This is a genomic window from Proteus sp. ZN5 (assembly GCF_011046025.1).
GTDB lineage: Bacteria > Pseudomonadota > Gammaproteobacteria > Enterobacterales > Enterobacteriaceae > Proteus.
Genome location: NZ_CP047639.1, coordinates 3,475,840 through 3,487,838, shown reverse-complemented (window position 1 = coordinate 3,487,838; position 11,999 = coordinate 3,475,840). Strand labels below are relative to the sequence as shown.

13 protein-coding genes and 1 riboswitch are annotated in these 11,999 nt (G+C 39.2%); of the genes, 6 read left to right on the top strand and 7 right to left on the bottom strand.

Annotated elements, in window-relative coordinates; translation table 11 throughout:
• Positions 1-79 precede the first annotated feature (79 nt).
• The gene (locus GTK47_RS16090) at positions 80-1,030 is read left to right on the top strand and encodes a DUF1266 domain-containing protein (RefSeq protein ID WP_165125074.1); all 951 of its coding nucleotides are present in this window, start codon (positions 80-82) and stop codon (positions 1,028-1,030) included.
• A gap of 104 nt (positions 1,031-1,134) precedes the next feature.
• Here the strand turns inward: GTK47_RS16090 and yvcK are convergent, their stop codons facing one another.
• Entirely contained in the window at positions 1,135-2,073 is a 939-nt protein-coding gene (yvcK, locus tag GTK47_RS16085; RefSeq protein ID WP_100159481.1) for a uridine diphosphate-N-acetylglucosamine-binding protein YvcK, read from the bottom strand.
• Between the two features lie 279 nt (positions 2,074-2,352).
• Positions 2,353-2,495: riboswitch (molybdenum cofactor riboswitch) on the top strand.
• Between yvcK and moaA the strand changes: the two genes are divergently transcribed.
• From moaA to GTK47_RS16060, 5 genes are all read left to right on the top strand, one after another.
• Positions 2,485-3,465: a GTP 3',8-cyclase MoaA gene (moaA, locus tag GTK47_RS16080; protein WP_165125071.1), complete on the top strand. Its 981-nt coding sequence runs from the start codon at positions 2,485-2,487 to the stop codon at positions 3,463-3,465. Its footprint overlaps the riboswitch before it by 11 nt.
• 39 nt (positions 3,466-3,504) lie before the next feature.
• Positions 3,505-3,984 carry a cyclic pyranopterin monophosphate synthase MoaC gene (moaC, locus tag GTK47_RS16075; RefSeq protein ID WP_072062889.1) on the top strand — a complete coding sequence of 160 codons (480 nt, stop codon included), beginning with the start codon at positions 3,505-3,507 and terminating at the stop codon, positions 3,982-3,984.
• A complete protein-coding gene (gene moaD / locus GTK47_RS16070; protein ID WP_023581222.1) occupies positions 3,981-4,226 on the top strand; it encodes a molybdopterin synthase sulfur carrier subunit in 246 nt (81 codons plus the stop codon). Before moaC ends, moaD begins: the two co-directional genes overlap by 4 nt.
• 1 nt (position 4,227) lies before the next feature.
• Entirely contained in the window at positions 4,228-4,689 is a 462-nt protein-coding gene (moaE, locus tag GTK47_RS16065; RefSeq protein WP_098943826.1) for a molybdopterin synthase catalytic subunit MoaE, read from the top strand.
• A gap of 194 nt (positions 4,690-4,883) precedes the next feature.
• Positions 4,884-5,594 carry a Bax inhibitor-1/YccA family protein gene (locus GTK47_RS16060; RefSeq protein WP_165125068.1) on the top strand — a complete coding sequence of 237 codons (711 nt, stop codon included), beginning with the start codon at positions 4,884-4,886 and terminating at the stop codon, positions 5,592-5,594.
• A 133-nt stretch (positions 5,595-5,727) separates the two neighbouring features.
• Here GTK47_RS16060 and GTK47_RS16055 read toward each other — a convergent pair whose 3' ends face one another.
• The 6 genes from GTK47_RS16055 to cecR are packed head-to-tail and all read right to left on the bottom strand — an operon-like array spanning position 5,728 to position 11,945.
• Positions 5,728-6,168, bottom strand: a complete 441-nt coding sequence (locus tag GTK47_RS16055; RefSeq protein WP_165125065.1) for a glyoxalase — start codon at positions 6,166-6,168, stop codon at positions 5,728-5,730.
• Between the two features lie 30 nt (positions 6,169-6,198).
• Positions 6,199-7,308, bottom strand: a complete 1,110-nt coding sequence (locus GTK47_RS16050; RefSeq protein ID WP_165125062.1) for an ABC transporter permease — start codon at positions 7,306-7,308, stop codon at positions 6,199-6,201.
• Between the two features lie 13 nt (positions 7,309-7,321).
• A complete protein-coding gene (locus GTK47_RS16045; RefSeq protein WP_165125059.1) occupies positions 7,322-8,473 on the bottom strand; it encodes an ABC transporter permease in 1,152 nt (383 codons plus the stop codon).
• A complete protein-coding gene (locus GTK47_RS16040) occupies positions 8,466-10,235 on the bottom strand; it encodes an ATP-binding cassette domain-containing protein (protein WP_165125056.1) in 1,770 nt (589 codons plus the stop codon). The genes GTK47_RS16045 and GTK47_RS16040 overlap by 8 nt, the downstream gene beginning before the upstream one ends.
• A 13-nt stretch (positions 10,236-10,248) precedes the next feature.
• Positions 10,249-11,235, bottom strand: a complete 987-nt coding sequence (hlyD, locus tag GTK47_RS16035) for a secretion protein HlyD (protein ID WP_109393483.1) — start codon at positions 11,233-11,235, stop codon at positions 10,249-10,251.
• A gap of 11 nt (positions 11,236-11,246) precedes the next feature.
• On the bottom strand, positions 11,247-11,945 hold the full coding sequence (gene cecR, locus GTK47_RS16030; RefSeq protein ID WP_165125053.1) for a transcriptional regulator CecR: 699 nt from the start codon (positions 11,943-11,945) through the stop codon (positions 11,247-11,249).
• Positions 11,946-11,999: the final 54 nt, after the last annotated feature.

The following is an 11,999-nucleotide window of genomic DNA, read 5'->3' as shown; positions in this document are numbered from 1 at the left end:
TGGCGTTCAACTGTTTAAATACCACAACAAACAAAGCGTCAATTATTTACAAAGATAAAAAAGACATTAAGGACAGTGAATGAGTGGTTATGTTTATGCAGGGTTTCCCAGCTCTGTAGGGGTAATTCTTGGTGTTATTCTTCTTATTATGCTTTTTAAATGGCTACGTAAATTTGCTGTACAAGATAGTGAGTTGCAAAAACCATCAACAGCAGGGCAGGAGCCCATTTTATCTGAAGCAGAAAATACGTCAGCTCAGTTGTTGCCCAATGAATGGGGGTTATATGTTGCAGCGCCTTATGCGGTAATGAATGAATGGGCATATAACGAATACAATCAAGGTAAAGATGATGGTGGATTATCAGCTGGTTGGGGAATTAACGACCGTTGGGATTTAGTTTATCAACTATTTTGGTTGCTCACTCAAGGCCACACTAATGATTTTTATCAGCTACGCGACCAAATTTTAGATGGCAAAGAAGACGATGTTCAGTCATTAAAAAATGATATTTTGCTTTCTGAGTTAACTGAACACGATAAAAACGAGCGTTTATGGCAAATCGATATGATGAGCACAAATCGCATGAATATCCAGAATGTGAAATATCTTATTTGGGATCTCTGCCGTTTTAACAAGCTCTGTTTAGAAGGTTGCCAACAAGGTTATATTACTCAACAAGAAGCCCAAACATGGTCATTAATGAGCGCATCAATGTTGCGTCGAATTTATGATGGTTGGGAAGATATGTGGAGAAACTTTATTGCCGCTCGTTGGTTTTGGGCAAGTGGTGATCAAGATTGGGTATCTTCTCATCAAGCTTTTACGGATGTTATACAAAATATTCTAAATGCTGAAGATACACTGGCAACAGAAGAAAATTGGATCATGGATTTACCGCCATTAGATTTAATGTCGTTTTCTCGTACTGTTGCAGGCCTTGGTCTGATGAAAAATGATGTACCAATGACACTTGATGAAATTGAAGAAGCAATTAGCCAGCGTATTACATTAAAGCAGCTTAATAGCTAATAACGCGCTGAAAGCCAATAGCGACATTGCTTTTTATCGACAAAAAAACCGCACTTGCTGTTTATTGCAGATGCGGTTTTTTTATGAAAGTAGGTAATTAAATCCTATTTAACAGCTTGAGGTGATGCATTACGTTGTCCTAATTGCTGCAACGTTAACTCAATAGCTTTGCCTAATAGATGGCGGTCGTGACGATAAGGAATATCTTTGGCTTCTAATTGCGCTTGTACAATTAATCGCCCTTTCATCGATTCATATTGAGTTTCAGGGCTAATAATCACCGCGTCTATTGTTTGTAAACCAATATAATTCTCCATCATGGCGATTTTATCAGACATCGTCATACTGGCAGCAGCAGGGCTTAGCTCTTTACCTAAATTACCAATGTAAATCGTTGTTGCACTGCTGCGGCGTAATGCTTGCGCAAGTTCTGGCAGTAATAACAGAGGCATTAAACTGGTAAAAAAGCTACCCGGACCAATTAAGATCAAATCTGCTTGTTCAATTGCTTCAATGGCTTCTCGTGTAGTTGGGACTTTAGGGTAGAGATCAAGCTTTTGGGGGATCTTAGGCAAAATATCAACATTGACTTCACCATAAATCTCATTTCCTTGGTCATCTATCGCCATAAGATCAACGGCTTGTTCAGACATAGGAATAAGGTGAGCATTCACTCTTAATAATCCACGAATAAGATTAATAGCTTCTAAAGGACGAACACTTAAGTTATCGAGTGCTTTAAGCATTAGATTACCTAAATTATGTCCTGCTAGTTCACCTGTACCAGAAAAACGGTATTCAAACATCGCAGAAGCAACAGAAGGCTCAGTAATTAACTGATTAATACAATTGCGCATATCTCCCCACGCAATCCCTCCTTCTTCTTGGCGAATACGGCCAGTAGAACCGCCATTGTCTGTTGTTGTAACAATACCAGTAAGACGAGAGCCTAAGTAGGAGAGTGCTGAAAGCACACGTCCAAGGCCATGACCACCACCAAGGGCAACAACACGATCTAAATCACTTAGCGTGCGATTTCGCATATTTGTTCTACTCATCTTTAAAAATTTGCCGCTAATTTATCACAATTAAATTTTAAGCCTATGATCACGACGTGATTTCATCACATTCTTAGTTTAATTTTACTTTTGATAGCTTAATATTTAATCAATGAAAGTGTTTTTACTTATGTTATTAGAGTGACTAAAGTGTCGTAAGTCGTTGTATTATAAATTATATAGCGAAAACATTATTCGCTTTTTACAAAATTAGCAGGTAGAATCCACAATAAATATATAGGTATTAGAAACCTGTGAAAAACAGGTAAAGATTAACTCCTAGCCTTAACGTCTAAGTCGTGTGTTTACAAGATATGATGTTCTGGCCGTGACGAAACAAGTCACCAGGGTGCAAGGTAGAAATGCCCGCATCTCCCGATTTGGAAAGGTGTTACTATGCAACAACTCATTGATGCGTTTTCCCGCAAATTTTTCTATTTACGTCTTTCAATTACAGACGTGTGTAATTTCCGTTGTACTTATTGCCTGCCTAATGGTTATAAGCCTAACGGTCATAAATCATTTCTTTCATTAAATGAAATCAGCAGATTGACACAATCTTTTGCCGCGTTAGGGACAGAAAAAATTCGTCTAACAGGTGGCGAGCCTACAATGCGTCGCGATTTTACTGATATTATCGCAACCATTAAAGAAAATTCGGCTATTAAAAAAATCGCAGTAACAACCAATGGCTATCGATTATCCCGAGATGTTGCACAATGGCGTGATGCGGGTTTAAGTGCAATTAATGTGAGTGTTGATAGCCTCGATCCTCGTCAATTTCACGCTATTACTGGACAAGATAAATTTAGCCAAGTGATGGAAGGTATTGATGCTGCATTTACTGCGGGTTTCGAAAAAGTCAAAGTTAACGTTGTGCTAATGCGCAATGTGAATGATAAAAACCTCCCTGATTTTCTTAATTGGATCAAAGACAGACCTATCCAACTGCGCTTTATTGAATTAATGGAAACTGGTGACGGTAGTGATATTTTCAACCGCTTTCATTTATCTGGTGAAGTTATTCGCCAACGCTTACTCAATGAAGGTTGGTTACAAATTCCTCGCGCTCGTAGTGACGGGCCTGCTCAAGTATTTACCCATCCTGATTATCAAGGTGAAATTGGTCTGATCATGCCTTATGAGAAAGACTTTTGTTTAACTTGTAACCGTTTACGCGTTTCCGCTATTGGTAATCTCCATCTTTGCCTATTTGGTGAAAATGGTATTCCTCTACGCGACTTACTTGCTGATGATAGTCAACAAGAAGCATTACAACAGCGTATTCAGGGTGGTCTTCTTCATAAACGAGAAACCCATTTTCTTCATCAAGGCGATAGCGGTATTACACCGAACTTATCTGTTATTGGTGGGTAGTTTTTCGCTCTGTTATTTCGTTAATTTCAGGAGTTGTGCATGTCTCAACTAACTCATATTAATGCTGCCGGTGAAGCTCACATGGTGGATGTTAGCGCTAAAGCTGAAACAGTGCGAGAAGCGCGTGCTGAAGCCTTTGTTGAAATGTCAGCAGAAACATTAAGCATGATCACCGAAGGCAAACATCATAAAGGTGATGTATTTGCGACGGCAAGAATTGCAGGAATTCAAGCAGCAAAAAGAACATGGGAATTAATTCCGTTATGCCATCCACTGTTATTAACTAAAGTTGAAGTGCGTTTAGAAGCACTGACTGAATCTAACCGTGTACGCATTGAATCTGTTTGCCGTTTAACGGGTAAAACAGGCGTTGAAATGGAAGCATTAACTGCGGCATCAGTAGCAGCATTGACCATCTATGATATGTGCAAAGCTGTTCAAAAAGATATGGTGATTGGGCCTGTACGTTTATTAGAAAAAACAGGTGGCAAATCTGGTCACTTTAAGGTGGAAGCATGATTAAAGTTCTCTTTTTTGCTCAAGTGCGTGAATTAGTCGGCGTTGATTCTCTTGAATTAGATTGTGAATACCACACGGTAGACGATTTACGTAAAGCATTAATCACCAAAGGTGAACGTTGGTCACTCGCCTTAGAAGACGGCAAGTTACTCTCTGCGGTAAACCAATCCTTTGTTCAAGGATCTCACGTTATTAATGATGGTGATGAAATCGCCTTTTTCCCGCCTGTTACAGGAGGATAAGATGAGTGCATCAACTCGTATTTCAGTACAAACTGAAAATTTTAGCGTTGGTGATGAATACCAATGGCTTTCAGAGTGCGACAGTGATGGTGCTGTCGTGACATTTACTGGTAAAGTTCGCAATCATAATCTCGGTGATGAAGTGAGTACGCTCACGCTTGAACATTATCCGGGAATGACTGAAAAAGCACTGACAGATATTGTAAACGAAGCCCGTTCTCGCTGGCCTCTACAGCGTGTAAGTGTTATTCACCGCGTAGGAACTTTGCATATTGGTGAAGAGATAGTGTTTGTCGGTGTAACCAGTTCTCATCGTAATAGCGCTTTTGAATCCGCCGAATTTATTATGGATTTCTTAAAAACACGCGCACCATTTTGGAAAAAAGAAGGACTTTCTGAAAATAACGATAGATGGGTTGATGCCCGTCAAAGTGATTATGACTCAGCCGAGCGCTGGGAATAAATCATTACACTCAATTTAATGCTACAAAACTTTACCTCAATTTATTTTATGATGACATTTCATACAGTTTATTTCATGGAAATGTAAAATCAGTGTGATAAAATTAAATTCTAATGAGTCCATAATGGACTCTTTACTGAAATAAACGTTATCGTTAAACCTAACGTTATCACTATGATTAAAGGGTAATCATCATGGATCGATTTTCACGTTCAAATGATTCAATCGTACAGCGCACAGGTTCAGGCCTACAAACCTTTATGGCTCAGGTTTATGGTTGGATGACTGTAGGTCTGTTATTAACTGCGTTTGTTGCATACTACGTTGCATCAAGCTATGCATTACAAGAAATGATTTTTTCTAGCAAGGTCGTCTTTTTTGGTCTGATCATTGCTCAATTAGGGTTAGTTTTCGTGTTATCAGGTATGGTTCATAAGATGAGTGGTGCAATGGCAACCTCATTATTTATGCTCTATTCCGTGTTAACAGGTGTGACTATCTCAAGCGTATTACTGGTTTATACCGCATCTTCAATTGCGAGCACCTTCTTTATTTGTGCGGCAATGTTCGGTGCATTAAGTGTTTATGGTTACACCACTAAGCGTAGCTTAACGGGTATGGGTAGCTTCCTGTTTATGGGACTTATCGGTATCATTATCGCTTCTATCGTTAATATCTTTATGCAAAGCTCAATGATGAGCATGGTTATCTCTTACGCTGGTGTGTTAATTTTTGCAGGTTTAACTGCTTATGACACACAAAAATTAAAAGATATGGGTAATGAGATTAACCAAGAAGATAAAGAAAATATGCGCCGTTACTCAATTATGGGTGCATTAACGCTTTATTTAGATTTCATCAACCTGTTCTTAATGTTACTGCGTATTTTAGGCGACCGTCGTTAATTTTAACGATATTTACGGATAAACGTAGTTTAAAAACAGCATAAAAAATAAATCCCATAACTTTATAAGTTGTGGGATTTTTTTATACTTAATTTTGTGGCTAAACATAATCAAACTCGGACTAGAGGGAAGTTTAACTATCTCTCAACCAAGGTGTAATAGTTAAACCGACTAAAGTGCCTTCAGGACTCAATAATCGAGTAACTGTTTGTCCCCAAGGTTCAACGCGATTATCAACCAGCAGTTGATAGCCTTTTTGTTTTAGAGTCTCAGTCGCACTATTAATATCTTCCACTTCAAACTCAACCCAATATTGTGGCACAGGCAGAGAGTCAGCCCATTGATTATTACCGAAGCAAGACATTGCTGCTTGCTCTAAAGGCCACAGAGCAAAATGTTTAACACCTTTTAATTCACCTTCTGATGTTGATAAATAATCACTATTACCTTCCATGGGTTTTAACGGCAAATTAAGCGTATCTTTATAAAATAGCTGACTTTGTGCATTATCATGTGTAATTGGACCAAAGCCAGCAACAAAGAGAATGTTAATACCAGAAATAAAAGGAGTCATAATAGTTCCTCTAGAGTAATTGCTATTACTTTAAGCAATCTTCCTTTGAAAAAGATAATATGCAAAAGTACCTGTGCCTGCGGCAATCACCAATAAAGGCCATAAACTGTGCCATATAACGGTGATATCGGCATTTTTAAGGTAAATCTGTTTTGTGATATCGGTGAAATGACGAATTGGGTTTATCCATGTGGCATGTTGTAGCCAAACGGGCATATTTTCTACAGGTGAAATATAACCCGATAATAAAACCGCAGGCATCATGAATACGAAGACACCAATAAAAGCTTGCTGTTGGGTCGAACTTAATGCCGATATTAATAAGCCAAAACCCACCAGTGATAAGCCATAAATAAGCATGGTAAAGTAAAACAGGACTAGTGAACCTGAAAATGGAATTTGATAACCGAATATCCCAATAATTAATACGATGGTGCCTTGAACAGCAGCCACAATCATTGCTGGAACCGCTTTACCGACAAAAATTTGCCATGTTGATAGTGGCGAAACTAACAGTTGATCTAATGTGCCTTGTTCGCGCTCTCTAGCAACAGAAAGTGAAGTAACTATCATCACGCCAATGGTAATAATCAACGCCACTAAAGAAGGCACAATAAACCATTTGTAATTTAAATTCGGGTTATACCAATTGCGAACAACAAGTTCTGTTTTATTCAGTAAAGAAGGTGTATTACCTGCTAATTCAGTTTGATAATTTTGTACGATTTGTTGCACATAATTAGCGGCAATTTGCGCACTATTAGAATTTCGACCATCTAGGATTATTTGCAATTTAACAGGAATATGGCTTTCTAGATCAGCACTAAAATTCTGCGGAAAACGAACTAATAAAAGCGCTTTACGATTATCAATAGTCTCTTTTATTTCATGTTCATTTTTAAGCAAAAGAGTTTGAGAGAATGCACTCGCTTTGGCGATACGTTGGGTTAACTCAATAGATTGTTTACCATTGTCCTCATCAAAAATGGCAATAGAGGCATTGGTAACATCTAACGTCGCGGCAAAAGGGAATAAGATCATCTGAAAGATAACCGGCATTATTAAAATAATACGCGTTTGAGGCTCTTGTAATAATGACTGTAACTCTTTCATTATCAGGGTGAGAAGGCGATAAAACATAAAAGCTCTCCCTTTAATCTAATCGACGACGTGTTGCTAACGCCGTTAATCCAATAAAAAATATCGCCGATACAATTAATAGCCACATATCTAGCATCAATATCAACGGAATATCGCCAGCTAAAAATAGCGTTTGCAAACTACTCACAAAATAACGCGCAGGAATAAAATAGGTCACCACTTGAATAAAGATGGGCATACTATCAATTTCAAAAACAAAGCCTGATAACATAATTGCGGGTAAAAACGCGGCATTCAGTGAAATCATCGCAGCATTAAATTGATTACGCGTTAGCGTGGAAATAAGCAATCCCATACCTAAAGCGGTAGCTAAAAAGAGCGAGGTGATCCCGCCTAAAATCCACAACGATCCTCGATAAGGTACGCCAAGGACAAACACGGTGACTACCATACATAACACCATGACAAAACTGCCTAACACTTGGTAAGGAATAAGCTTTGAAAGTAAGAGTTCTGTGCGTGTTATTTGAGTGGAAAGTAGGGCTTCCATAGTGCCTCTTTCCCATTCGCGAGCAATCACTAACGAGGTAAGAATAGCTCCCACTACGGTAATAATAATAGTGACAGCACCCGGAATAATATAGTACTGGCTAATTGCTGCGGGGTTAAACCAATAGCGAGGCTCTATTTCAATTAATGGCGTAGTATCAATCCCTTTACTGATAGCTTGTTGTTGCAACCAAATTTGCCAAACCCCTTTGGTATAAGCTTGCACAAAGTTTGCGGTATTGGGCTCACTGCCATCGGTGATCACTTGAATAGGGGCTTTAGTATCTTGTCGAGCGAGTAATTCGGCAAAATTAACGGGAATAACCACAATGCCTCGAATTTGCCCTGCTTGCATTTTATCAATTAATAATTGTCGATTATCGCTAATAGTTGCATTGATATACGGTGAATTTGTGAAGGTATAAACTAACTCTTGCGCTGGTTGGCTTTGTTGATTAGTTAAAATACCAATATTTAATTTGCTTGAGTCTAAATTGATGCCATAACCAAAGATAAACAGCAAAGTAAGTGGGATAACAATAGCAATTAAGGCACTACTGGGATCACGAGTAATTTGCTTGGTTTCTTTTAAGCACAGTGCGTATAAACGTCGCCAAGAAAAGCGGGCATGAGATGATTGAGCTGAATTACGCATGTTTTTCGCTCCCTTTATCATTTTCACTTTCAAGTTTTTTATCGTAATCTAGCACTAAACCAATAAAGGCATCTTCCATTGAAGGGGTTGGATTATCGTCACTGGCAACCATTTTTTTGAGTGAATCAGGCTCGCCAGCAGCAATGATTTTCCCGCGATAAACCAAACCAATACGATCACAATATTCTGCTTCATCCATAAAGTGAGTGGTAACCATCACGGTCACTCCTTTATCAACCATGCCATTAATATGTAGCCAAAATTCTCGTCGCGTTAGTGGATCAACGCCTGATGTGGGCTCATCTAAAAAGAGAATATCAGGTTCGTGCATTAATGAGCACGCAAGAGCAAGGCGCTGTTTATAACCTAAAGGTAAGGTTTCAGTGATTTGATTTACCATCGGCTCTAAGCCAAAGGCTGTTATCATATCGTTGATTTTATCTCGCTGTTGTTTGCCATGTAAGCCATAGACACCAGAGAAGAATTTCAAATTTTGTCCCACTTTTAAATTGCCATAAAGTGAGAATTTTTGTGCCATATAACCTAAATGTTGGCGTGCTTTACCTGAGCTTTCTTTTAAATCCATACCTAACACAAGCGCTTTACCGTTAGTGGGGACTAATAAACCACACATCATTTTGAAGGTTGTTGACTTACCAGCACCATTAGGACCCAATAAACCAAAAATTTCACCTCGTTTAACTTGGAAATCAACGTGATCGGTCGCTGCAAATTGACCGAACATTTTGGTTAACTGTTGTGCTTCAATTACCGTTTCATTAGGTGCAGGAGGGATCTGCGGCATAATTTCAGCTAATTCAGATTTATGAAAAGGACCTCCACCTAATAAATCTATAAAAGCATCTTCAAAGCGCGGTGTTGCAGGAATAAGCTTCGCATCAGGTTTACCCAAAGCGTTCAGTAATTCAGTTTGATTACTCTGTTTTTTCAAGATCAAACGAACGGATTGTCCTTGAATAACGCCATCAGTGACTTGAGGTTGAATAATTGCTTGTTGCAATACTTTTCTACGCTGATGACCTTCAACATTGAGTAGAAAAGAGCGACCTGCCATTTTTGCTGTTAGATCTTGAGGAATGCCACTGTAAAGCAGCTCTCCTTTGTTAAGTAAGAGAATGTTTTTACATTGCTCAGCTTCATCAAGATAAGAGGTGCTCCATAGTATCAACATACCATCGCTGGCCAAAGCATGTACCATTTGCCACAGTTCACGGCGTGCAATGGGATCGACTCCCACGCCTGGCTCGTCAAGAAGTAGAACTTTAGGGTTACCCAATAAAGTACAAGCAAGACCCAGCTTTTGTTTCATCCCCCCTGAAAGATTGCCTGCTAGGCGAGATGTAAAACGAGTGAGATCGGTAAAGGTGAGCAGTTGGTGATACACTTTTTTGCGCTCATCGCCGACAACATTTTTTAAGTCAGCATAAAGATTGAGGTTTTCTAATACCGTTAAATCTTCATAAAGACCAAATTTTTGTGGCATATAGCCAAGAATAGCTCTGACATCAACACTCTGCTTTTGCGGATCCATTCCTAAAATATGAATATCACCCGCATCAGGCTTTAATAAACCTGCAAGCATACGGATTAAGGTTGTTTTGCCTGCACCATCTGGGCCAACTAAACCTGTTACAGAGCCACCTGTAATGGTGGCTGTTAATGACGAAACCGCAGGGCTTTCTAGCCCTGTAAAGCATTTCTCAACACCTTGAAGTTGGATAGTGTAATCAGTGTGTTCCATTTTTCCTCCCCACTTAATGAGAGGAGGCAAATTTTAAGGTGACAGGCATACCTTGGCGCAATGCGTCATCAGCATCCGTTACTACCACTCTGAGACGATAAACTAAATCCGTTCTTAACTCCGGTGTTTCAACACTTTTTGGGGTAAATTCGGCTGTTGGTGAAACAAATCCAATCGTACCGTGATAAGGCTTATCTTTACGCCCATCGGTGTATAGATAAACTTCTCGATTAGGAACGGCTTCGCTTAAATGAGTTTCGCTGATATAAGCTCTGACCCAAACAGGGTTAGTTAATGACACCGTAAATACAGGGCTTCCAGCGGATAACATGGTGCCGGGTTCTACAGCGCGAGTTAATACCGTACCTTGTGATGGCGAAATTAATTGTGTGTCTTGGAGGTTTAATTCAGCTTGAGCAACGGCGGCTTTAGCTTGCATAACTTGGCCTTTCGCTGCATCAATGTCTTCTTTCCGATAACCATTTTGATACTGATTTAGCTTATCTTGTGCCGCCTTCAATGCCGCTGCTGCTTGATTGCGATTATTTCTTGCACTATCTAAATCATTGGCTGAAATGACTTTTCGGTTAGCAAGATCTTGCTGGCGTTTATAAAAATTATCTGCATATTGCCAAGCTGCTTGCTTTAATGACACATCAGATTGCGCTTGTGCGATTTCTTCAGTGCGATAGCCCGCTTCCATTAAAGCGAGCGAAGCAATTGCACTATCACGCTCACCATAAGCTTTATTGAGTGCATTGCGATAGGGCGCATCATCAAGCTTGCCTAATAATTGCCCTTTTTGGACAGGAGCACCTTCATCAACTTGTAATGTGTCTAATCTTCCAGCAACACGAAAACTAAGGTTGACTGTACGTATATCGACATTGCCATAGAGTACTAATTCAGACTCTTTGTTTTCTTCGTAATAATAGATACCTGCAACAATACCGATAATAATCATTAAGATAATAAAGAAACTGACTTTTTTAGTTTTCATAATAACTCTATTTATACGTGATGGGTGTTAGTGTAAATCTCTCTTAATCCGTTGAGTAACAAAGTAATATGAGTTTTTAAGGTGTTGGAGATAATCTGATACTCATTTTTACCAATTCTATCCCATCCAGTTTGTCTTAGGATAGTTTCCCTAACTAAACGAAATGATAACACTTCTCCCAATATAGCGTGAGTATGTAACATCGTTGTAGGCAGTGTTGCATCTAAGCCAATATAGATAGCTAATAGCTTGTTTACACGCGTTAAAAGAGGGGATAGCGCTTGCTGGTGGATCAAGGAATATGCTTCGGTTGGAACAAGCTGCTCTCTTGCCATAATGCGGCTAAGATGAATATTGGCTTTATCAAGCACCAGTTGAGCATATTGTAAAAAGCTATCTGTAATAAGCGTTTGCAGTAATGGGAGATGTTCTGCTGGATTAGGTCTCTCAAGAAATTCGTCAAGAATGGCAACGGTAGGCTCAAAATCAAGGCGAATAAGATCAGCAATATGTTGTGCGACGGCGAGATATAACCCTTCTTTGGAACCAAAATAATAAGCGATAGCGGCAATATTTTGTTGAGCAGCTTGTGCAATTTGGCGTGTTGTGGCGGCATCAGGCCCATTTTTACCAAAGATCTCACATGCCGCTTCCAATAATTGTCGTTTTGCTAGTTCACCACGCGTCGTCTTCTGTTGGGTGTCTGACATAATAGAAGATACCTTACTTAAGTAAAATGTAACAAAACCAATGATATTAAAAAC